This is a genomic window from Hathewaya massiliensis (assembly GCF_902143515.1).
Lineage (GTDB): Bacteria > Bacillota > Clostridia > Clostridiales > Clostridiaceae > Hathewaya > Hathewaya massiliensis.
In genome coordinates, this window is record NZ_CABFVD010000008.1 from 160,865 (window position 1) to 185,253 (window position 24,389).

Genomic DNA, 24,389 nt, shown 5'->3' on the forward strand with positions numbered 1-24,389 from the left:
CTCAAAATAATCATAAACTAGCACCCAAGGTGATAGTCAATAGTTTTTGCGAAAAAGTAGAAATAACTAACATGTTTCAAAATTATACCCCTAAGTCAATCCAATAACGTTGGTCAATAGTTCCATCTTCATATATAATTTCATTTTCAAGAACACCTCCATTATTGATTATACTTTTCCCCGAACCTATATTATCCTTGGAACAAACCATAAGTACTCTATGAATTTTCAGTTTTTTACACTCTTCTAATGCTAAGGCTATCATTTTGGTAGCGTAGCCCTTTTTTCTTTCTGATGGTCTAATACCATCACCTATATGACCACCATTTTTAAGAAGTTCTTCATTCAAGCAATGCCTGATACTTACAGCTCCTACGATAATGTCACGTTCATCATGGTATGCCCATAATGTAGTTGCTGGAACGCCACCATACAAACAGCCATTTTTCTCTTCCTCAAACCCATTCAAGTATTCATCAAAATTTTTATAGTCCAATCTTCGTATGCTGTAGGGTACAATTTTCTCGCCTACGGTGTACCACTCATCCATCATCTCTCTATACTGCATCTCATATTTTTTATCTGGTTTTACTAACCTTAACATAATATTACCACCTCTATTTATTAGCTTTTTCATTTTTATTATGAATATTTTTATTCTGGAGCCTTGCATCTTCAGGTATCCCCTTAGCTTTTAATTTCTTAGCTGTAAATTCACTCTTAGGGAACATATGGTCAACATGGAACTTATGCCTTAAATCCGCCCAAGGGTATAAAATTGAAAGAATGGCTAGATTATCTCCGTGACCATACTTAGAGTATAGCATATAATAAACTGACTCTCGAAAGAACCTGCTTTTTACTTTACAAATATATAAATTCCAGTAAAAATATAATTTTTACTGGAATTTAAGTGCTAAATTTCTGTTTATGCGACAACCCGCTTGACAAACACCTGTTTTTCAAATAATGAAAATTCATTGCTTCACAATTATGCCAAAGTAATTTATGTTCACAAAATATTATTAATATTTATTTTTCGTAAATACTCTCAGTCTTATTTCCTAGATAATATGCACTATTTAGCGTTACCCTATACCCATCAACTAAGTCACTACCATTTTTATTTATAATTCTATTCTTTTTATCATTAGGCTCAATTGTATTTATTGTATTAATAACACCATCTAAGATATCCTGGAATTTATTATAATAAATCCCTAAACAAAGCTCTTCATCGTTCCACGAAGCATAATGTCTTGTTCCGGCGCAAAGCATAGAGATATTCATATCACTATTTTTATATGGGATTGTGGTTGATTCAAAGCATAATGCTTGATTACCAGCAAAGGTAAAATTTTTTTTCAATCCAAACTTATATGTATAACCTTGTGATATTCTCATTGCATTATATGCCTTTGTAACTACAATAACAACATCTGGAGTACTCTCCTTATACATATATAGTGGTTTAGCCATTATACCTATAGGGCAATGCTGGATACTCTCTATCTCTTGCACTGTTTTATATGAAATGGACATACTTTCATAAAATTGAAAATCCATATATGTTAATCCTGAAGAATACCTTTTATTAGGTTTTATAAAACCAAGTGTTCTACTTGCACCTTGGCAACTGCAATTCTCACCTCTTATTTTTAATGCATGACCTAAAGAAGCTGATTTAACCAAAACACAATATCTTATTTTACCTTTAATATCCAAGGCATTGGCCTCATTGTATTGTGCTTCATCATGTAAAAATTTTATTCCTACTATTTCTCTATTTAAGTCTAATACACGTTTAAACAATTCATCTAACTCTGCTGGGGTTTTCTTCATTTTTAATTACATGATATATTATTTAATATACCTTTTTCCTTTCATTTTTATATCGATTTACTTATTTGCTTACATAAAGAATAAGTTACTTTTCTTTAAATAATGTATAGCTTCCATCATACTCTTTATTAAATTTATCTTTAAAATCCTGAGTTTGAAATACTTCATTACAAGCTTTAACCCATTCAGAATTTTGATCACCATCTCTAACAATTAATCCTAATGGATATTCCTTAGATGTTTCATCTTCTATAATTATATCCTCCTTAGGAACTCCTCCTTTTTTAGCTATAGATGCACCTGAAATCATTGCATCAACATCTTTATAACTCCTTGTAACTGCAGTTATTTCAGCCTCAATTAAATTAAGGTTTTTAGGATTATCTTTTATATCCATAACAGAATAAAACTCACCTGTTTTCTTACCTAATTTTAATAATCCTAATCTTTCTAGGAATGTTAAATTTCTATCCATATTAGCTGGATCACCTTGTATTGTTATCTTTGCATTATTAGGTATATCTTTAACCGACCTATATTTGCTAGAATATAAATTGGTTTGTCCATAATATAAATAAGGTTCTACCATCACTAACTTACAATTGTTTTCTTTGTTAAACTTTTGAATCCATGGATTATGATTTAAAATAACTCCATCAATACTATTATCTTTTAACGCTGTTGCAGGTAATTGATTACCATCATAAGTTACTATCTCTATATTATATTCTTTTTCCTTTAATGCATCCTTTAATAATTTAGCTATAGGCTCTGTTATTGCCATTACACCTATCTTAATGTTTTTTCTACTGGCATCATCTTTTTTGTCTACTTTATTATTTCCACATCCTATCGCTGACATTGCTAATGTTACCACCATTGACATTACTACAAATTTTCTTAATTTCTTTAGCATTTCTTTTTCCTCCCTTTAAGTACTTTTTATTTTTGTATATTTTATCCCCTATTATTTGTACGATTTGAACCATAAAATACAATATAATAACAGCTGTATATAGTATTGCATCATTAAAACTCTGATATCCATAATTCAATGCTATAGAACCTAAGCCTCCTCCACCTACAGCTCCTGCTATGGTAGATCCTGCAATATTGGTAACACATGCTAGTGTTATAACTGATATTATAGCTGGTACAGATTCTTTAACAACTACATTCATAATAATTTGAAAATCTGAAGCACCAAAAGATTTCGCAGCTTCAATTAGTTGAGGGTCTATATCCTTATATGTATTAGATAAAGTTCTAGTAATAAATGCAGATGCAGCCAGTGCTAATGGCAATATTACTGCATTTGCACCAACTGAAGTACCTATAATTTTCCTAGTTATAGGTGACACTGCAACAATCAAAATCATTATTGGTATACTCCTAGTTAAATTAACTAAAAAATCAATTAACTTGTAAATTAATTTATTTGGTCTCAATCCCATTGGTGAATTAAGATACAATATAATAGATAGCGCAAATCCAACTACAAAACCTATAAGTACAGTTATAAATACAATCTTTATAGTAACTAATGTTGATGGTGCTATTAATTCACTAAAATATTTCCACCATTCTAAAACTGCTTCCTTATTCATAAGCCCTCCTATAAAAATTTCCATTCTATATGTTTCTCATTTAATATCTTTTTAATCGATTCAATTTTTGTTCTATCGAAATTAATAATAAATTTACCAAATTCTCCATTTCTAAATTTATATACAGCACCATCAACAATCATAACTCTAGTATCTAATACATGTGATATATCAGATATAGCATATTTTTCATCTGAGTTTTGATTTAGCATAAGCTTTATATTAACACCTTCACTAGGTAAAGATATTCTATTTTCACCTAATAAATTTTTTAGCCTGTCCTCTTGATTAAAAAATACATCTTTGGGACTTCCTACTGCCGTAAAAACCCCATTTTCCATAACTGAAACATTATCACATATTTCCCTTATAACCTCCATTTGATGTGTAACAAGAACAATTGTTATCCCAAATTTTTTATTTACTTCATCTAGTAATCCAAGAATAGACTTTGTTGTTTTAGGATCCAAAGCTGATGTTGATTCATCTGATAATATAATTTTAGGATTCATAGTTAATGCCCTTGCAATTGCCACTCTCTGCTTCTGACCACCAGACAACTCATATGGCATATAACTCAACTTATCAGAAATACCTATAATTTCTGCAAGTTCTTCAACTTTTTTATTAATTTCTTTTTTTTCATATTTCCACATTTTCATAGGCAAAGAAATATTGTCATAAACAGATAATCTATCTAGCAATGAAAACTGTTGGAATATCATTCCTACATCTTTTCTAAATATTCTAATCTGATTTTTATCGAAATCCTTAACTTCTTTATTATCCACCTTTATAGAACCACCATCATATGTAATCAATCCATTAATACATCTCAACAGTGTAGATTTTCCTGAGCCACTCTGACCTGCAATTCCATAAATTTCACCTTTTTTGATATGTAAATCTAATCCTTTTATTACCTCTGTACTACCAAATTGTTTCTGTAGTTTTTGTATTTTTATCAATTATTTCACTTCCATTCATACAAGCTAACTCTTTTCATATATAATGTTTAAGTTTAGCAACAAATAATAAACATTACATACTATTTTTAAATTGTATAAATACAATTTATTCCTATGTGTAAAATATTGTTTCTGACTACGTTATTTATATTACTGTATATACATTACCGATTCAAATACAAACTTCCTATAGACAACACTCTCTCTATTTCCTCTATAAATATACATAAAATTACATAATATTTTTTATTGTTAGTGATAAATTGAAATACAGTAGTTACTTCCTTGGGAATATGCCTATAGCTTTTTTTATATTTTAATGTGACTAGCTTTCTGTTTCTACAATATTATATAAATCTTAAATATCAATATACACTACCTCTTTATAGACAAGAAACTTACTTTGATATGCTTGGAGCAAGTATCTCTAGACAAACATTGTCTAATTGGATAATTGGTGCTGCAAAAGAATTTCAGTCGGTCTACGACCTAATGAAAGAAAAGCTATTAGAAAGCCATTATATTCAAGCTGATGAGACAACTGTAGTTGTAGTTGATTCAAAAGGCCAAGATTCTAAGGCTAAAAAATATATGTGGCTATATAAAACCGGTGAGTCTAAAACCCCTATAATTTTATATTACTATCAAAAGACACGCTCCGGTTCATGCCCAAAAGAATTCTTAAAAGGTTTTTCTAGAATTCTTCAAACAGATGGCTACACTGGTTATAACCAGGTTGAAAATGTTAAGCGGCTTTATTGCTTAGCTCATATAAGGAGAAAATACTTTGATATTGTTTCAAAGCTTAAAGATGAGGTCCTAAAAAATTCTAGAGCATTAATAGGGTTTAATTTTTGCGAACAACTTTATAAAATAGAAAAAGAACTAAAAGAAACATATTTTAATGATGCTGACTATTATAAAAAATGCTATGAAGTAAGACTTAAAAAATCAGCACCTATTATTGAAGAGTTTATAAATTATGTTGATATTGAACTAAAAAATGCTCTACCACGAAGCCCACTAGGCCAAGCCTTAGGATACAGTAAAAAGCTACTACCTAGCTTTAGAACTTTCTTAACAGACGGTTCAATAGAGATAGACAATAGTGGAGCTAAAAGAGCAATAAAACCATTTGTTATAGGAAGAAAAAATTGGCTTATGTGTAACACATCTAAGGGAGCTATTTCCAGTGCAATTATCTATAGCGTAGTAGAAACGGCGAAAGCCAATGGATTAGTAGTAGAAAAGTATCTTATATACTTAATGGATATGCTATGTACTATGGAAATCACTGATAAAGATACGCTATTAAAATATATGCCTTGGTCTAAGGATCTTCCTAAAGAAGTTAGGCTCCAAAATAAAAATATTCATAATAAAAAAGATTAAAGCTAAATCCAGTAGCGAAGCATTACGGCTTACTACTGGATTTAGTTTATCAGAAAACATTGATTTATTCCATACGTCAATTCTTTGATGCTTACAATTTTGTATAATAATTGCTCACCGTTTAAGCACAATTAAGAATTGTGATAAGATCTTTGTAATGTACTATAGTTGAAAGCGGATCCCATGAACAACTCGTCGCAAATGGAAGGTTATATAGCAAATTCCTAGATGTACAGGCTCTTAAAATATAGATAACATAATATAAAAACACGCTCATAGCGTGTTTTTAATTCTGTTGCATTTTATTTCACAAGTCCTCTTATATATCTAGTGGAAGCAAAGCATTGCTCACCATTTACCATGTATATAATTCTTTCTTTTTTATCAATGCTATTTATCTTATCCTTATTTACTATAAAAGAACGATGGCATCTGTAAAATCTATCATCTAAACCTTCTTCAATATCCTTTAATGTACCATAAAATTCAACTTGTCTGTTTTCTTGATGTATTCTAACTTTATGTACTTGCTCTGCAGTTTCAAAGAATAATATATCACAAAATCTTATATTTAAAACAGTATCATCACAATTTACAGTAAAGAATTTATCCTCCTTATTATTTTTAGAATAATAAAGATTATTAGCCTTTGCTATGCATTTATTTACTCTTTCTTTAATGTTTTGATAATTATCTTTTATTATATAATCCATGGCTTCCACCTTGTATTCAAAGGTTAAAAAGCTCATTTCAGAATGAGTTGTTACAAATATTATAAATCCATTAGGATCTAATTCTCTTATTTTCTCAGCTAGCTTTATACCATTCATAGAAGCATGTAAATCTACATCTAAAAAATATATTCCAACCATACTTTTATTATTTTCCATATAAGCTAATACTTCATTTGGATCTTGTGATGATACAGCAAGCTCCATATTAAATTCTTCCCTAAGAATTGTATTTTCCACTATTTGAGTTATTTTTTCACGTTGACTTTTATTGTCTTCACATATAACAACCTTTAACATAATTTCACCCTTTCCGTAATGTAAAATTCTTAATTGAGCATATTCAAACAAATAAATTATAGCAATTATCTATTTTTTATTAAAGCTGGCACCTAAAGTGCCGAATTAACGACTTCAGAAGGATATTTTATACTAGTGTGAAGTTTTCTTTTGTTAGGGTAATTAACTTCCATTTATAGAAATAGGAGACTTTTATTCTAAAATGTCGTTAAAATTTACCTTACGCATTATAATTATAGCTAGATACATTATCATAATTAACTGAACTCTCTTTTAAAACATCTTGAAATTTAACAATTAATTCTTGTTTAAAAAATTGATTTTCCATAGATGTATTTAAGGATACATTACTATATTTTTTATCAACTATTTCTTTAACATTACTAAGTCCAAGTCCTCTATTTTCTCCTTTTGTTGAAAAACCTTTCTCAAACATTTTATATATAGGTGGAGTATTCATATTACAAGAATTTACGATAACCATAACTACAGAATTTTTTCTATTTATAATTCCAAATTTTATACTAGGCTCACTACAATTAATGGAAGCTTCAATAGCATTATCAAATAAAATACCTATAATTCTGCAAATATCTATAATGTCCATATCCATTCTAGTAATATCTTCAGCTATATCTATAAATATATCAATTTCATTACTTTGAGCTTGTACAATTTTTGAAGATAATAATCCTTTTAAACCTGTGACTTTTATATGTTGTAAAAGTCCAAGTTTATTATTATTATTATTTATATTTTTACTTAGAGGAATTATATTTTCATTAAAATATCTTTCTAATCCATTAATATTCTTTTCATCAATATATCCATTTATAGTTGATATTATATTTATGTAATCATGCTTAAACTTTCTCATTTCATTATGCATATATTCAAGGTTATTAGTATATTCCTTAAGCTGATTAAATTCTTCTTGCCTATGCTTATGTAAAATATCTTTTTTTGCATAATTACCATAAAAAATTGATATACTTATAGTAGATATAAAGTAGATAATAAATAAAAAAATGTTTAATATAACTACAACCTTGCTTGTATTAACATATTTATTTATCATTGCAAGAACATACATTACTATACCAGCAGTTATTATATTTGTTACTACTAACATGGTTAGTTTAGTATTTACTTTTTCTAAGTATTCAGATATATTTATTTTTTTAATAAGTATTCCTATAATCTTACTTATTAAAAAAGTTAAAGTAAATACTGTCAAGTTAAGAATTACATAAAGATACTTATTTATGAATAATTCTTTTATAGATATATTAAATATATTTAAGAATGAATAACCACACATCATATCAATAGTTAAGAATAATATTACAGTCATTGCCACACTCATTATATTAATTACTATCCTTCTATTTTTTATAAATAAGTATGAAACATAGGTAATAAATATTAATGGTATATACAACGCCTCCCTTACTATAATGCTTAAAACAATTATTGGAAGAGCTAGTACACCTAATATAATTAAATCTTTATAATTTAATTTCACTAGATTTAAATTATAAAGGACAAATATAACTGCTAAACCAGAAAGTAAAGAAGTAAATATTATATATGCCATATAAATGTCTCCTTTTGTATATCTTGGGATTATTATATCATAATTATTTAATATTTGAAACGTTTGAAATTTATATATAAAAAAAAGAAAATAAAAGTTAAAACTTTTATTTTCTATTCTTCATTCATATATAAGGATTTCGGTATTTCAGGTTCATAAAAACCAAACCCAAAACACATAGTAGTTGAAGTTACACTTATCATCAGAGCTAATGCACCTATTACCATAGATGAACCTCTTTTTAAATTATACACCTTGTTTAATAAATTTTTCATAATTATCATACTCCTTTTTTAATATTTTATATGTTAATGGGGTTATACATAAACCTTCTGAAAGCACTGCAAGTGCTATTATGGTTTTACACATATTGTTTGGTACTATTAAAGCTATAATCATTAGTACTGATGCTGAAATTAATGCTTTTATTTTTAATTTTCTCCTTAATTTCTTACCTACAATAGGTCTAGCTTTAGTATCTGCTGGTGCGTATTTATACAAAAGTAAAAGGTTTAACATGAATATTATCGTTATTCCATAATTGTCTAGTCTTAAAATATTACTTAAATAAGTACCACCAAGAAATATTATTAAATTTGATAAGGTACAATTTAAACTCTTTTCTGCATGAACTCCAAAAGCAAAAGATCTTATAATCACAAAACATAAAAGGTATAAAAAAGTATATTTAAATATTCCAAGGGTAAATGCTGCAATAAGTAAAACTGTCATTTTGGTTATATTTATAAGAAGCACAGTTAAACCATATTTTAATTTTTCAAATTCCTCATCATCTTTTTTCATGTGCTGGTTTATATTTAGTGCTAAGTTATTACTTAGTTTTGATACTAAATCCATTTTTAAACCTCCTAGCTTGTTTATGTTTTATTATCATTTGTATTTGTTTTGTTTATTCCCTATGACATTATTATATAAAAAAAATTTCAGTTTAAGTTTATACTTATCTTAAATGTAAAATATTTGTACTTATAATGATTTTTTTTTATTTTTGTTATCATAAATGCATTAAATTTAATCACAATCGATGTAATTATATGGAATTTTAGTTTGTTATTTCACCTATTTATTAATCATTTACTTTTGTAAAATTTCTATAAAAAACACTTAAAACTATGGTTTCCCATAGTTTTAATTATTATTGGTTTCTTTCAGAAAGTATATATTTATACCGCTAATAATAGAAAGTATACCAACTATAACACCTTTTGCAATTAAAGGTATGAATGGTATAAATATTACAAAAAGTAAAACTAAAAATGTTACTATTAATGTAATATATGTATAAATTTTCATTTATCTACTCCTACTAAAATTTTTTATACTTACATTCACTAGTGTTTAATTTTTAGAAAATATTTTCATTGACATTTGTATTATAATCATTCTTTATAGTAAAATTCTTAAATTATGCTAATATAGAATAATATTCCTATAACAAAGGGCAGACTTGCCCGCATAGTGATAGCTTGTATGGAAGTATATGGTTTTATAGTTGCAGTTAGCCACCTAACCACTTCTCCCAAGAAAACAAGATATTATCTATTAATTTTGTAATTGAATGTTTTATTAATCTCTTTATTTTTAATAAGCCGTAGGCTGTTTTGGCTACGTCTTGTATTAGTTTTATTATAATGAATGTTATTATTGCCGAAACAATTTGCATCATAACTGCATTAAGGCTATGTCCTATGAATCTTTTAATTTTTAAATTTTGCTTAATCCATTTGAAGAATAGCTCGATATCCCAACGTTTTTTATATAACCATGCTATATCTTCACTAGTATATTGTAATATGTTAGTTACAAAGGTTAGTATTTGACCTTCAGAATCAACTACAGTGATAACCCTATACTGATTTTTTGTCATATTAATATCTTCTGTACCAAGATAGCAAATAATATCTTCAATGATATTTATAGAATCATCTAGTAGAGTAACGTCAGAGTAAGTTATTTCAAGCTTACTTACTTCAGTTATAGCAGCATTATCTTTTAATCGGGTAATAAAGCGTATTCCTTTATTGCTAAACTCATCAAACTTTTTATAGTCAACATAGCCTTTGTCAAAGACATATATACAGTTGTTTTCTGTAATAAGTTCTTTCATCTTAGTTCTATCATGTGGTTTAGCATTAGACACAATTATAAGCTCAGGAACTCCTTTGCTTAAGTTGAATTTTGTATGAAGCTTTATTCCTGCTTTTGTAGAGCGAAATTCTGCCCACTGAAAATAAGTCTTGGCCATACTTATAGTTGAAGAATCTATTAGTTTTATGGTTCCAAACTTTTTAAGTTTCTCATTTACAGGTAATTGTTTTAAAGCAGTATCAATTAGTTCGTTTAATATTGGAATGTAAACATTATAATCCATATAGTTATTATAATTAGACAACGTTCCCAAGCTAACGCTTTTTATTGACTCCTTTAGCTTAGAATCAGATTGCATAAAATCATCAACATCCCTTAAGCTATCTAGCTTCGCTAAATGAAAGTAAAGGTGAGTTTTCAAATGATTTGATGCTATATTATAGTCAACATCTAACTTATACGTAGATTTTTTCAAAGTGTTCCAGTTAACAATATCTAATAATTTTTCAAAAATAGTGATATAATTATTCATAGATAGTCAGCAACTCCTTTGCGATATGATTGTGGTAATTATATTAAAGCAAAGGTGCTGACTATTTTCATTTATATATTGCTGGTACACATAGAAATTTATTACAAGTTATTATTGTCAATAGGATTTTCAATCCATTAATTAAACACTAGTGACTTACATTATAATATATAAATATATAAAATATTTAATAAAAATAATAAACGCTTGTTTTAATGTCTTAAATAACTAATAACTTTGTTTTGGTACTAATAAAACGTATTCGCTTTTACCTTGCAATGTTTGCTTATTTATTGTAAATACATTTCTAATAGGAAGCATTATATCAACATTAATTTCATTATATAATTTTAATGTTGTAATAAATATAATTCTCTCAACGAAAAAGAAAATTAAAGATTGCTCCCCTATACCTATGTCAAATATCTCTTCGTTTAAGTGATTACTTTCAGGAATATTAAATTTTTCTGAAAATATAAGAGGACCAACTGAAATGTTATCTTTATCAACATTAATTGAGATAATGGCTGTATTTAAATTTTCTACTTCCTTTAGTTCACTTATAAGCGTGTCTTCAATAACAATAAATTCAAAGCTTTTTAGGTTTACTTCTTTAATAGATTTATAATCTATATACTCAAAATCAATAATTGGTAGTGAACTTAACATTTTTAATAAAAAATCAAATCTATTATCCTTTGTAATCAGCGCAACTCTTGTTTTACAATTAGTTGTTTTATATTTATTTATAAAATCTTCAATTTTAAAATAAGGATCTTTTCTAATAAATGAACTTCTAAAAGTTATTATATGATTGCGTAAGTAAGACTTCATAATGCATTCATCCTCTGTATTATTAGAGTCAAATAACTTAGGATATTTTTCTAATATTTGAATTGCATATCTTTGTTCATTAGTTATATCTATTACCTCTTTATCAAATCCCGTGTATAAAACCTTTTCTAACTTAGTAAAATTTATATTATTTAAATTAATAGCACAAGCTAAAGAATTATCAACTTCATTGTTTATTAAAATCATATTATTTTTTTTATACATATGATACTTTAAATTTAATATATACATATATTTTCCTCCTAACCAATTAAAAAACAGTATAATGCAGTTTGTGAATTTTTAATAATATTATTAATTCTAATATCATAAAAACCACCTAGTGGTAAGGACTCTAAATTCATATACTGTGATACAAGTTGAATATTTTGTCCTATATGACCTGCCTCTTGTTGTACAAGCTTGTACGCTATATCTAAATATTTACCATTGATTTCATCTAAATTCACAGATAGAGCTATGGCAAATTGGGCTGTGCTTACACATTCCTTTTGTATGAAGGCTTTTTCAATTTCACTCCAAGGTAGTGAGTTAACATGCTCTAAACAACTTGATTGAAAATCAATTTTACATACATTACCTTTTTCAATAAACCTCTTGTCCACTCTATTCTCATTAAATAAAAGATATGTATTAACAAGATATTGTGCTCCACCAGCAGGATAATTTCTGTTGCATTTATCTCCACCTATAAAAGCTATTTGAAGAAATTTTGATATAAAATCGAAATCCACAAAATTATTATTATGAAATTCCCTAGGCCAGGAATGCCTATTATAAATTATCTTTTCAAAGTCATTTTCATTATTAGCATTATATATTAACTTATTTGAAAGATTTTTTTCTGCTAAGTCGTTATCTTCTTTCTTGGGTAATTTATATATCTGTGCAGTAGTAAATACTTCATCATTTATTGAAGCATAATGATATGCTTTATAAAGCTTTGAAATATCTACTTTGAAATCCCATAAACTGCTCATATATACCTCTCCTTTATTTATATTTTTTACCACATAATTATTGAAGCAGCTATAAGCTAAACTGCTTCAAGGTTAACAGTGTCAGAAGCTCTATCACCTTTATTTATTAAAAATACTTGAGACAAAAGGTGTTCATTTTGTGGAGATAACCCCAATCTATTATTAAGCATATGAATATGTGAAATCATGATGTAATAAACGGTATCTTTACTAAAGGTATTTTGTTCTTTTACAATATCTCTTAAGATTAGTTCTAGCTTGTCTAGATAAGTTAAATATGACTCAAAAGGCTCTTTACGATTTTTTAAATCCTTTAGTCTATTACTAAGAGCTTGTACATATACATCCATAGGTTCAACACTTTCAAATTGCTTCCATACGCTGTTATAGCTTTGAAAGAATTCTATTTCAGAGTTTATTAACCCTAATCTTTTAACAATGTCACAACTATAATACATAAGATCTAGAGCTACTATATATCTTTTTCTCCATTCAACGTTTTGTATAATATAACTTGCTAATTTTGAAGATTCATTAAAAAGCTTCTCTGAATATTTCATTGCTTCTATTCCACCATAACGAGCTATCTCTGGCTTATACTCAATATCTTCAATAGAAAAGTTATCATATACTTCTAGTTTGCTAACCTTTTCTAGTTCAATTACTCTTTTGTCATATTTAAACTCTTCAAATTCATAGTTTGAATATTCTTCTTTAAATTCACTAAGTAGTGCTATTAAGCCATTTTCAAACTTAGCTTTCTGATTAATATCTTGTATATTGTATCTTAATCTTATGTGTGGTCCCCCTTGCCAGTATCTAATAAAAAACCATTCATCCGGGCTATTATTTTCAATATATTTTAATAAATAATTTTGTAAAAAAACTTCTATTAGTTTATAGTCACCTATAAAAATATGTTTAGATTTCCACATAGTTATTCCCCCGATTTTAATATATAAGATTGAGTGTTAGACTTTATCGGAAATATAGCCAATGAATATCCAACCAAATCATTGTTTTCTAATTCAAATTGAGATTTAATATAAACATCATTATAATTTTTTATAGCTCTTGCTGCTAACTTAAATTTTCCAATATATACTGAAATAAATTGTGCAATAATGCCCATATCTACAAATAATGAATCGTAATCTTTTTCTTTTTTATAATCAGATATATTCATAAAAACCCAGAGATTTAAGTTGTTTAGATTTGTAAAGTCCTGATATTCCCTTAATATATTGTCATGTTCTAAAAAATTATTAGTGGTTCTTGCTTGAGTTAATTCTTCATCTTTTAAAAAGTAATAGCCTTTTTCATATCCTTGGATATTATTAATATAAAAATATAACTGTATTTGTGTTTCTTTTGAAATCTTACTTAGATTATTTAATAAATAATCAAATGCATGCTGTGGCATAAATTTAGAATAAGTAACATCACCTATAGTTTTTTGTGCTGAACTTCTTAACACAAAATCATTTTTAGTAAAATTATCAAAAAAACTTTTTAGATAATTAGTGTTATTTATTATAGGTTCTTTATTATATACATTGCCTCTTTTAAAAAATAAAGGTTCTTCTATAGTGGTTTCGCTGATAGTATCTAGGTTTACTTCAAAAACTTTATTAATATAAATATAATTTTTTAATAAACAGTTATAGAGTTTTTCATTTAATACTACTTTTTCAGCATTTTTATAATTTAAGGAAGTTTTAGATAGTGCGTATTCAATATTAAAAACAGCATGTCCTAGATTTAAAAGTGAAAGCATTTTATGAAAATCACCATAAAAAAATTGAGTTTTTCTATCATCTGAAAAAACTATTATATAAGCTTTAGATTTTTCAGCTAAAATTACATTGTTTTTATTTACATAAATTTCATTGCTTAATCCGTTAAAGGTATATATATTTTCACCAATTACAATTCCCATTCTTATTGAATCCATATTTCTAGCTTTTGGTGTAAGAGTATGAAAAACATATTTACTATCAAAGTCAATCCTATGTATTTCCTCAATCATTGTAAAAACCCAATATAAGATCAAATCTTTTGTTTTCATATTATTGCATTGAATTTTTTCATAAAGTTCATTTATACAAAAGGATTCTTCTTTGTCAGAGAAGAATCTTTCATCATTTACTGCTTGTCCATATAAAAAATTATCATATCTTAAATCACCGAATTTCAATAAATATTCTAAATTAATCATATAAACCTCCTATGGAAACGGATGTGGTGTTTTAGTTATCCACGCTTCATCATAATGTCCTCGTCTTTTAAAATTTATAGCTTTTAATATTCTTGATTTAACTACTCTCCTGTTTTGATGCCCAAAAGTCATAGTTAACATCTCTGGAACTATATATTTAACATTAACAAAACCTAAGTTATCTAAATTTACATTATCAGTTTTACCTCTATAAACCTTACTTGAATTTAAAAGCAATATTTTATGAAAATGATTAATTACCTCTTCATAAGTACAATCAAACTCAATGAAATTTTGATTTAATTCATCAAAATCCATGTAATAAGGGGTTTCTAAAGCAAACTTTAAAAATTTTCTTGCTTCCTTGTTTGAATATAAAAGTAAATGATCTTCTAACCTAGTTACTTTATCTGGATTTTCAATTAACATCCTTTTTCGCTTTTGGAATTCTTCAGGTTTAAATACATTAGTAAACACTGAAATTGCGGTAATAGCCTCAATAAATGCCTTTTCAATAGCATCCTCTAATACAAAAGATGATGCTGCAGCTGTATAAAAAGCCATTTCCTCTGGCTTAGGATCAATTTTCTCAAGCAATATCCAAATTATCGGTATTCTTAATTCTAAAGAAATATCGAAAATATGAGCTTTTATTCCTTCCTTTTTTAAGGCTAATATATAGCTTTGTATTTTTTCAGATTTTACACTTTCTATATTTAGCTTATTAGGTGCAATCTGCCCATACCAAGTTCCAAGAAAGCTATCTCTTTCAAACAATTCCAACATAGCATATAAGCTTGCCTCTTCAATACTAGAGCCTAATGCACTTCCATTAGAGCTTTCATAAATATAACGTGTTTCATCAGTAAAACAATGGGAATTAAAGTATATTAATTGTTCTGGAATCAAAACTTTTTTATTACTGTGAAGAGCTTCTACCTGAGAATAATAGATTTTTTCATCTTTTTTATATTCAGTTAAGAATGACTTATTTAAATCAATAATTTCAGAAATTGTTAAATCTATATCAGCACACTCATCCTCATAATAATAATAAGCAGATTTTTTATATGGAAAAGCCGTTGCATAACGTTCTAAAGACTCAAGCATTGATATATATTTTGTTGTTTCGTAAGAATCAGTACGACCATAAGATAACATTGAAACATCCTTATATGCTACTTCAGTTTCAACCATAGGAATTCCATAAGAATCACCGGATCTATTAACTCTATTAATTATTGAAAATTTATTTTTATACACTAGCTCTTTATTATCATCTAATTTCTTCACTACATTTTTCCAAGATTCTTGTCTTGGGTTATTTTTATCAAATTTTTTACTTGGAGCATGTAAATTTTTATATTGTATTTTGTCTTCTTTACAAGATGGGCAGTCACCTCTTTTAAAGGTGCTTACCTTCTCTACTTCCTTAGTATTTCTATTAAAGATATAAATAATGGAATTATTTATATCTTTAATATCTTTTACATATTCATCAATTATTGTTTCTTCTAGAGGGTTTAATTTTTTTGTCTTATTTTCAATCAAGTAATAAGCATAAAGCTCTTGTTCCTTTACTCTATCTACAAAACAATTAAAACAGGAGGCATTTTCTTTACGCATTGGTCCTATAAATATGAAACTGTCATTAAAGTAAATGGATATATCGCCAATATTTATAGGATTATTCTCTATAATATTATCTAAATAAACTACGCTCATATTTAAATCTCCCATACTTCATATTTAAATCCATATTCTTCCAGCAATAACCCTAACGAAGATTTTTTCCAGCTACCTGTAGTCTCTTCTTTATCAATATGGTTATTTTCTAAGCTATACTGCTTCATTAATTTCTTATCTTTTTCAAAGTTAATTTTAGAAAAGAATGTTTCTGATAAATCTACATTATTATCAAGTGCACTTATATAAGTGTAAATAACTAAATCTACATATTTTGTATCTTTTAGCGGAACATTAAATCTATAAGTACTTCCCTCTGTTTTATTTGATATATAAATACAATACTTAGTATTATTTAAATATTGCTTATACAAAGTTACATCTAAATTTTTTTGTGCAAATAAATCTATAATTGTATGATAATCTTGTAAAATCTTAAGATCAAATTCTACTATTTCATTATCAAAATTATTTAAAATAGTATCATTAACAAACTCTCCTTGAAGCTTTAGCATGTATTCTTTTCCATAACTATTTTTTAATACATTCATAAATCCAATTTCAGCAATAAAATTACAAAGTCTTTCATAACTTATATCAGCAATGTAACAGTTATCTAAAGTATTATCTACTGAGTAATATTGAATTGTAAAAACTTGAATAGGTGCTTGCTGATACCATCCATAATCTATGTTTCTATTAAAGGATATAATCTTAGAAGTAACACCACTTAAAAATAATTCCAAAGAGTTAAGGGCATAAGAGTCCTTTGTTTGTTTAAGCTGTTTAGATTTTTCTTGATCTATCGGCAGTTTTTTTTCATTTAAAGTATAAATTTTCTTTCTTTTAACTTCCAAATCTTGTTTTATTATAAAATTATGTTTAGTAATATTATTTATAGCAGCTTCTATTAAGCTATAAAAGGAAAATTGGGCTAATATTTTAGGTGAAATATTTTCTTTAGTTAGTTTACTTTTAAATAAATATTGTACGTTTTTTAATAAAATAGGCACTAGCATAATTTCATTAAAATTAGTTTCAAATGTATTTACAACTTCTTTAGATCCATCCTTAAAAGAAATTTCAAGGTCATTTTCAGAATTTTCTGAAATAATGAAATTCAATTGGCTAGTTGCTAAAATTTTTGATATTTCCTCACAAGCTATAAAGCTTTTATTTATTATTATGTTCGAATCCATCAATCTTTTTAAATCTTCATTAACATCTTTAGATAAATTTTCAGCTATTGAAAAATATACTTTATCTTTACTAATCTCAAGAAGGCTGCTCTCTATCTCATAAGCTATGCCAACCTTTTTTAATAATTCTATCAAGTTATTAAATTCTTTTAAATTTTCTTCTACATATTCATTAGAAGCGCCTTCATGCAATATGTCTAGAACTTTACACACTTCCTGATATTGTTCCACACTCATGTTTAATCTAAATTTTATACTATCATTTACAAAATATAAGTAATCATCTTTATAGTAATAACGATAATTATTTTTACATTTTAATATGTTCATAATGCATCAATCCTTCTTTCGCGTTGAACTAAGTAAAAATACAATTAATGAAACTAATACTACTATAGCTACATACCCTATAGAAATTAAGTTACCTCTATTAAATTCAAAAGCATTATTCCAAATATTTATGAATAAGTGATTTAAATGATATACAGGATTTGCATGAGCTATATATTGTACAAACTTAGGGGCCTGAGCTACTGGTACTGAAAAATCTCCTGTAAACATAACTACTTGAAATGCAATTATAGAAAATACTAAGGCACTCTTCATTTCATTAAAAAAGGAATAGCAAGCTAATGAAAGAATCAGTAATGTTATATTAATGATTATAAAGAATCCGTATGATAAAAGTAATTGCAATGCAGCAAGCTTCAAATCATAAACAAAAATACCTAATGTAAGTATAGATAAAAAGCCTAAGCTAGTAATTATTACAGATTTTAGTATATTTGAAACAACTATTATTCTCATATTAATAGGTGAAATACTTATTCTTTTTTCTATTCCAGATGATCTATTCATTACATTATCAAAACCAAATGCAAAGAATACTACAGAGAAAGTTATTAAAATTATAAAGGATGGAGTATAAAACTGAGCGTAGTTAAATTTTCCATAGCTTTGACTACCAAAAAGCTGTCCCATAAAAATATAACTAGCTGGCGGCATTATTACTGTGAATACTAAATAAAATAACTCTCTAAAAAACATTTTTAAATCATACTTTAATTGTGTAAGTAACATATTATAACTCCTTTCTATTGAGCAACTCTTGAAAGATAAAACTGATTTATTGATTTATATTTTCCATCACTTAAAATCTCTTCAGGTTTTCTAAATTCTTCCACTATTCCGTTATTTATTAACATTACCTTATCACAATACTCCTCAACTTCTTCCATATTATGAGTAGATAATAATACTGTTCCTTTAGTTTCTTTATTATACTTAATTATATTTTTCCATAAAACATCTCTCATATATGGATCCAGTCCAGTAGTTGGTTCATCTAATACTACTATTTTAGGTTCAGTCATAAAGGCTATGGCTAACGCAACTTTTTGCTTCCATCCTCCAGATAATTTATCAAAGAATGATTTTTTATGACTTTCAAGTTCAAAGCTTTTCATTACAGCATCTATATCTATGTTTTTTCCATAATATACTGCAAAAAGCTCTAACAATTCATAAACTCTTAAATTCTTAAAAAAGTATGTTGGCTGCAATACAACTGAAATATCTTTTTTTATTTGATCTTTATCACTTTGACTTAAAGAGTTTATATTTTTACCAAAAATACGTATCTCACCTGAATCAAATTTTTTAAGCATCATTATAGATTCTAAAAAAGTGGACTTTCCAGCTCCATTTTTACCTATAATAGCTATAATTTCTCCTTGTGCAGCTTTGAAGTTTATACCTTTTAACACTTCATTTGCTCCATAAGATTTTTTTAAATTTTTAACTTCTATATTAAGCATATTTTATAGCTCCTTTCTTATCAAAGGTATATTCAACTAAATATTCATTTAATTCATAACTTATTTCTGGCATTACTTCTTCAAAATAAATCTTCTTATCTGAAGAAATTATTGAGCCCATTTCATTTACTAAAAATTTAAAGAATAATGGTGAGTTTAAATCAAAGAACATAGGCTTTTCAACACTTAATTCTTTTCCTTGTCTATAATGTTTTAAGAAAAAACAAAGTGGTAATCCCTTTTCTTTAAAATACTCTCGTGTAAGTTTGTATTGTACACTTATAGGTTCATTATTATTAAATAAATTATTTAAATCTTTAACGTCAATATTCCACTTTTTCCTTGATATGATCATATTATTAAATACTATTCTAGGCACACGAGCCTTTTCTTTAAAAAGCGAAGATATATTAAAATTTAATCTTCCAGATTGAAACATATATAGCATTATTGATAAAATGCCTGGTAAGAAAATAGGAACTAATGAAGATTTATATATTACTTTAAAATCTTTCTTTTCATCATCCATAAAATCTAACTTTTTAGTTATTGCATTATATAAAACAGAAAAATCAGATAAGCTTACAGCATTTTTATTAACAAATTGCTCATAGCCAATATTTAAATTAGCTACTTTGTGACTATTTCTTTCATGTATTCCTCCATTAAATCCAAAAAGCTCATTTATTTCATAATAATTATTTTGGTTATATCCTTTATTTATATAATCAACATATGCCTCTGTATTTTGTGATGCTTTAAAGAAATCCTTAAATCTAGATATAAACTTTTCTTGTCCGTCATATACATCATTAACAACAACCTTATTACCGCCTGTAGCTTGAGCAAATAGAGTATAGGATATATTAGCATTGTCTTTGATATAACTAGGTATTAAAGAGCAATATTTTAATATAATATCTTTAACATCAACCTCTTCTGATTCAGAACTATTGTTTATTAAAGCATTAAATTCATTTAAAAACTCTAATCTTAGTTTATCTAATAAATATACTTCTTCTGATAGGGCTTCATTATAGCAGTAATATTGATCCTGATAATAAGGATAAAAGCTATGTATATTGCTAAAAAACACTTCATTTAACATAGCACTATTACTTAACTTAATTTCTTCATCTTTATATTTATTGTAAAACCTTTTAGCTAGTTCATACTGTACACGTATATTTACATCAAATAATAAAATAAAATCTGCCATTGTATTTAAATACTCTTCATCAACCTTACCTTTTATTAAATTGTTTTTACTAGAATTAAAAACTATATCCTCATAAATCATTTCATTATTTATTTCTATTTCTTCTTCTGATAGGTTCTTTATAATTTTCTTTATATTATTCCAGTTTCTAATTCTATCCTTATAGTTATTTGTTCTAAAGAATTCTATTTCATTATCTAATTCAACTAATTTATCTATAAAAGATTCTCCAATATTGTTTTTATTTAAGAATTCCACAATACATTTTAAATAGTCTCTATTATTAGGTATTTCAATAACCTGCTTAAATAATTTTAAATTTACCAATTGTTTAAATAAAGAAAATTCATTATCTTCATAGGCATTAATTTTTTTAAGTTCATTGTAAAACTCTTCATAATAAATAACTTTACTTTTATTATTGTTTAAATACTCTATAACAGACGGCTCTAATTTAAACTCAACAAATTTATCACTTGTCTCAAAAATTTTATGAGATTGCTTTACACTATTTTGGTTAACATAATAAATTTTCGAGTCTCTAGTTCCAAATGAATCTATCTTTATAGGCAATACTTTAAGTGCTGTTTCATCATTTCTCAAAAATTTATGTAAAATTTCTAATATTAGTGCATGATTAATTTCTACATAAGCTTCCTTTGGGATTTGCTCTGAATCATCCTCTGATACTATACCTGTCTTTGTTAAATAGGAAAAAGGACTAGTTTTCATTGAAGTTCTTATAAGCATTTTTAATAAGAAGTAATCTATTTTTCTTAATTTAGAGTTATGCGCCTTGGTAGGTTGGTTTATAAACTTATCTAATTTTTCATAGATTTTTTCATTAAAAAATATTATAGACTTTAATATATCTTCGTTGGTTATACTTTCTTTAAGTATCTCTCTATCTAAATTATAAATATTTTCAAATTCATTTTGAAAACTTACAAATAAGCTTTCTTTGTTTCTTAATAAATTATTAAACAACTCTACGTCTATTTTTAACTCATCATCCTGAATTTTCTTTAACGAGTTGTTTATTTTTTCAATTCTTTTATTATAAATATCTCTTTTTAAATTAAGTAAATAATTTTCTTTAGCAATAGCAAAAATGCTTTCTATTTTTTCAGTTAACATTTCTCTTTTAAGTTCTATTTCATTTCCTAATTTATATATTTCATCTAGATTTTTATTAAGATTTTCGTAATTAACTTTAATTTGGTTATACCATTCTTTAGTTACCTGGCTACCTCTAAATAACACTATTGGATTTTCATATTTTTTATAGTCCACCACTTACTACCTCCCTCCAATCAATATCATATACGTATTCTACATATCTGTAGGCCATGTAAATATATATTTGTTTCTTTAATGCACTGACTTTTATAAAAGGCAATGAAAGATAAAATATATTTATCAAAAATCTGTATGCAGTGGCTTCAATGTCATTAACAAAATCCTTATTTTTTGCATATCTAACAAAATTCTTATGGAAATCATTATCATAATCCTGTTCTAATGCATTAAAGGTTTCAAATAAATTTTTTATATAACTATCATCCATATATTTAGGTATTTCTATTTTTAATTTATTCATTATATCAGCCCATGCTATATACCATTTTTCTAGAAAGGCATCATTAGAACTACGATATGATTTCATATGCTCAAAATTTTGTTTAAATATACTTTCAAATAACGCCTCTGAATATGGAACTCCTTGCTTTTTAGATAATTCAAAGAAGCCCTGTACATGAGAAGTATAAGAAAAAAAGCCTTTATTCTTATCGTCATATTTATAACACTCCGATATTACATGACATAATACAGGCAATATTTTTGATAAATTCATTTCTTTATTTTTCAAATTAAACCTTAATTGAGTTTCATTTTCTAAAATAAAATATAATTCATTTAATAATGGTTGCAATGTATATCTGCAACTATGAATTATATTTGTGAAGCCCTCATTAAAATACTTAAATTCATTTTCAATAATTTCTATAGTATTATGTGGTTTTAATGTATTCTCTTCACAAGCCTTTTTTTCTAATTTACTGATTATCTGTTGATTTCTTAAATATTGCTGCTTTATAGCTATTAAATATTCCTTATCAACAGGTATTTCAGATAGCTTAATTGATATTTGATTTTTAATATCATTAATTTCTTGCATAGAAATATTATTATTTAATGTAACAATAACCTGTGGACCATTCTCCCATGATCGAGAAATATAGTATTCACCTCCATTTTTTAAGCTACTTATAATGATGTTAATTAAATCTTTATCATAAATTTTATTGTAATTATAAATTTTAATATTTTTCATAAAAATACCTTCAATCTTACTTTTAATTTTTTTAATATTCAACTCTGCTACCATAACTAACAGAGTTGAATATTTAATAGTTTTTTATTTTTATACAGGTTTAGTTAATATAACAACATGAACCATATATATTTAAACTTAATTTATTCTATAAAAAGCTATGAAGTGTATATATTTTTTTCATATCTTAGCCGCAAGATCCACAGCAAGATGTTGAGCCACAAGTTGATGATGCTGAACAGCTAGTTGAACCGCTGCTTGCAGTTGTTTCTGGTATTGCACTTACTTCATCTAAATCTAGAAACTCCGCATTTAATTGTAATTCCTCTTTTTTGTTTTCAATTTTCTTATCCATAATCTTTTTCCCCCTATAATTTTAAATTTAATTTATATAATAAAATTTAAATACTTAATATTTAAATTCTAATATCCTATTGATGAGCCGCAAGTTGAGCATGCTGAACAACCACTAGTAGTTAATTCTTCATTTGAACTACTTTTTTCTAAATCTAATAATTCAATAACAAAATCAAACTCTTTATTTGAATTATTTTTGTTTTTGTCCATTTCATTAACCTCCAATTAATTCTTTGTACAAATGTAATATGAACTTAAAGCAATTAATAAATTTAGTATTTATTTGCATTTAACATTTTTATAATTGCTTTTCGTTATCTGTTCAATTTGTTTTGTGTGCCTTACAAGTATTATATTATCATGTTATTTTCTTTCTTTATTTTTTTAATCATAAATACTATTATTAAAAACTTAAATGCAATTATATTTTTGTTTTACTGCATTTATGATTATTTTAAGTGCACTTATTACATATTTCTAGATTAGAATATCTTTCGGATGAAAGCTTTAGATGATAACTCTTAAGCCCCTAAATGATATTGGACAATATCTGTTATGTAAAATATAATAATATTGTCAGGAGTGATTATACATGAAAAAGAAGAATTATACAGAAGAGTTTAAATCCCAAATCATTAAGGAAGT

25 protein-coding genes are annotated in these 24,389 nt (G+C 26.3%); 1 reads left to right on the plus strand and 24 read right to left on the minus strand.

Going from position 1 to position 24,389, the window contains the following annotated elements; genetic code table 11:
- Positions 1-82 precede the first annotated feature (82 nt).
- The 6 genes from FNZ64_RS13905 to FNZ64_RS13930 all read right to left on the minus strand — a co-directional run bounded on the left by FNZ64_RS13905 (position 83) and on the right by FNZ64_RS13930 (position 4,417).
- Positions 83-604: a GNAT family N-acetyltransferase gene (locus tag FNZ64_RS13905; protein WP_207705534.1), complete on the minus strand. Its 522-nt coding sequence runs from the start codon at positions 602-604 to the stop codon at positions 83-85.
- 13 nt (positions 605-617) lie between these two features.
- Entirely contained in the window at positions 618-827 is a 210-nt protein-coding gene (locus FNZ64_RS13910; RefSeq protein WP_142415607.1) for a hypothetical protein, read from the minus strand.
- Between the two features lie 205 nt (positions 828-1,032).
- Positions 1,033-1,842: a DUF169 domain-containing protein gene (locus FNZ64_RS13915; RefSeq protein WP_142415608.1), complete on the minus strand. Its 810-nt coding sequence runs from the start codon at positions 1,840-1,842 to the stop codon at positions 1,033-1,035.
- 85 nt (positions 1,843-1,927) lie between these two features.
- Positions 1,928-2,758 carry a MetQ/NlpA family ABC transporter substrate-binding protein gene (locus FNZ64_RS13920; RefSeq protein ID WP_142415609.1) on the minus strand — a complete coding sequence of 277 codons (831 nt, stop codon included), beginning with the start codon at positions 2,756-2,758 and terminating at the stop codon, positions 1,928-1,930.
- On the minus strand, positions 2,679-3,449 hold the full coding sequence (locus tag FNZ64_RS13925) for a methionine ABC transporter permease (protein ID WP_142415610.1): 771 nt from the start codon (positions 3,447-3,449) through the stop codon (positions 2,679-2,681). The genes FNZ64_RS13920 and FNZ64_RS13925 overlap by 80 nt, the downstream gene beginning before the upstream one ends.
- An 8-nt stretch (positions 3,450-3,457) precedes the next feature.
- Entirely contained in the window at positions 3,458-4,417 is a 960-nt protein-coding gene (locus tag FNZ64_RS13930) for a methionine ABC transporter ATP-binding protein (protein WP_142415611.1), read from the minus strand.
- A 321-nt stretch (positions 4,418-4,738) separates the two neighbouring features.
- On the opposite strand from FNZ64_RS13930, the gene tnpC reads away from it, so the two are divergent.
- On the plus strand, positions 4,739-5,809 hold the full coding sequence (gene tnpC / locus FNZ64_RS13935; protein ID WP_142415612.1) for an IS66 family transposase: 1,071 nt from the start codon (positions 4,739-4,741) through the stop codon (positions 5,807-5,809).
- 302 nt (positions 5,810-6,111) lie between these two features.
- Here the strand turns inward: tnpC and FNZ64_RS13940 are convergent, their stop codons facing one another.
- From FNZ64_RS13940 to FNZ64_RS14020, 18 genes are all read right to left on the minus strand, one after another.
- Positions 6,112-6,840 carry a LytR/AlgR family response regulator transcription factor gene (locus FNZ64_RS13940; RefSeq protein WP_142415613.1) on the minus strand — a complete coding sequence of 243 codons (729 nt, stop codon included), beginning with the start codon at positions 6,838-6,840 and terminating at the stop codon, positions 6,112-6,114.
- 220 nt (positions 6,841-7,060) lie between these two features.
- Positions 7,061-8,437 carry a sensor histidine kinase gene (locus tag FNZ64_RS13945; RefSeq protein ID WP_142415614.1) on the minus strand — a complete coding sequence of 459 codons (1,377 nt, stop codon included), beginning with the start codon at positions 8,435-8,437 and terminating at the stop codon, positions 7,061-7,063.
- A 113-nt stretch (positions 8,438-8,550) separates the two neighbouring features.
- The gene (locus FNZ64_RS13950; protein ID WP_185903801.1) at positions 8,551-8,712 is read right to left on the minus strand and encodes a cyclic lactone autoinducer peptide; all 162 of its coding nucleotides are present in this window, start codon (positions 8,710-8,712) and stop codon (positions 8,551-8,553) included.
- Positions 8,684-9,295, minus strand: a complete 612-nt coding sequence (locus FNZ64_RS13955; RefSeq protein WP_142415616.1) for an accessory gene regulator B family protein — start codon at positions 9,293-9,295, stop codon at positions 8,684-8,686. Before FNZ64_RS13955 ends, FNZ64_RS13950 begins: the two co-directional genes overlap by 29 nt.
- Before the next feature lie 291 nt (positions 9,296-9,586).
- Positions 9,587-9,751 (minus strand): hypothetical protein, encoded by a 165-nt coding sequence (locus tag FNZ64_RS14825; protein WP_185903802.1) that lies wholly within the window; start codon positions 9,749-9,751, stop codon positions 9,587-9,589.
- Positions 9,752-9,956: 205 nt separating this feature from the next.
- Positions 9,957-11,078 (minus strand): IS4 family transposase, encoded by a 1,122-nt coding sequence (locus FNZ64_RS13960; RefSeq protein ID WP_142412845.1) that lies wholly within the window; start codon positions 11,076-11,078, stop codon positions 9,957-9,959.
- Positions 11,079-11,306: 228 nt separating this feature from the next.
- Positions 11,307-12,164 (minus strand): hypothetical protein, encoded by an 858-nt coding sequence (locus FNZ64_RS13965; RefSeq protein ID WP_142415617.1) that lies wholly within the window; start codon positions 12,162-12,164, stop codon positions 11,307-11,309.
- An 11-nt stretch (positions 12,165-12,175) separates the two neighbouring features.
- Positions 12,176-12,913 (minus strand): nitroreductase family protein, encoded by a 738-nt coding sequence (locus tag FNZ64_RS13970; RefSeq protein ID WP_142415618.1) that lies wholly within the window; start codon positions 12,911-12,913, stop codon positions 12,176-12,178.
- A gap of 56 nt (positions 12,914-12,969) precedes the next feature.
- Entirely contained in the window at positions 12,970-13,848 is an 879-nt protein-coding gene (locus tag FNZ64_RS13975; RefSeq protein WP_142415619.1) for a lantibiotic dehydratase C-terminal domain-containing protein, read from the minus strand.
- A gap of 2 nt (positions 13,849-13,850) precedes the next feature.
- On the minus strand, positions 13,851-15,131 hold the full coding sequence (locus FNZ64_RS13980; RefSeq protein ID WP_142415620.1) for a nitroreductase family protein: 1,281 nt from the start codon (positions 15,129-15,131) through the stop codon (positions 13,851-13,853).
- Positions 15,132-15,140: 9 nt separating this feature from the next.
- Complete coding sequence (locus tag FNZ64_RS13985; protein ID WP_142415621.1) at positions 15,141-16,856, minus strand: YcaO-like family protein; 1,716 nt, start codon at positions 16,854-16,856, stop codon at positions 15,141-15,143.
- 2 nt (positions 16,857-16,858) lie between these two features.
- The gene (locus FNZ64_RS13990) at positions 16,859-18,346 is read right to left on the minus strand and encodes a hypothetical protein (RefSeq protein WP_142415622.1); all 1,488 of its coding nucleotides are present in this window, start codon (positions 18,344-18,346) and stop codon (positions 16,859-16,861) included.
- 6 nt (positions 18,347-18,352) lie between these two features.
- Positions 18,353-19,096, minus strand: coding sequence for an ABC transporter permease (locus tag FNZ64_RS13995; protein WP_142415623.1), 744 nt, complete (start codon positions 19,094-19,096; stop codon positions 18,353-18,355).
- 14 nt (positions 19,097-19,110) lie between these two features.
- A complete protein-coding gene (locus tag FNZ64_RS14000) occupies positions 19,111-19,833 on the minus strand; it encodes an ABC transporter ATP-binding protein (protein ID WP_142415624.1) in 723 nt (240 codons plus the stop codon).
- Positions 19,826-22,345, minus strand: a complete 2,520-nt coding sequence (locus FNZ64_RS14005) for a lantibiotic dehydratase (RefSeq protein ID WP_142415625.1) — start codon at positions 22,343-22,345, stop codon at positions 19,826-19,828. Before FNZ64_RS14005 ends, FNZ64_RS14000 begins: the two co-directional genes overlap by 8 nt.
- Positions 22,335-23,387: a hypothetical protein gene (locus FNZ64_RS14010; RefSeq protein WP_142415626.1), complete on the minus strand. Its 1,053-nt coding sequence runs from the start codon at positions 23,385-23,387 to the stop codon at positions 22,335-22,337. The genes FNZ64_RS14005 and FNZ64_RS14010 overlap by 11 nt, the downstream gene beginning before the upstream one ends.
- A gap of 187 nt (positions 23,388-23,574) precedes the next feature.
- Positions 23,575-23,742 (minus strand): thiazolylpeptide-type bacteriocin, encoded by a 168-nt coding sequence (locus FNZ64_RS14015; protein WP_142415627.1) that lies wholly within the window; start codon positions 23,740-23,742, stop codon positions 23,575-23,577.
- A gap of 68 nt (positions 23,743-23,810) precedes the next feature.
- Positions 23,811-23,954 (minus strand): thiazolylpeptide-type bacteriocin, encoded by a 144-nt coding sequence (locus FNZ64_RS14020; RefSeq protein WP_142415628.1) that lies wholly within the window; start codon positions 23,952-23,954, stop codon positions 23,811-23,813.
- Between the last annotated feature and the right edge of the window lie 435 nt (positions 23,955-24,389).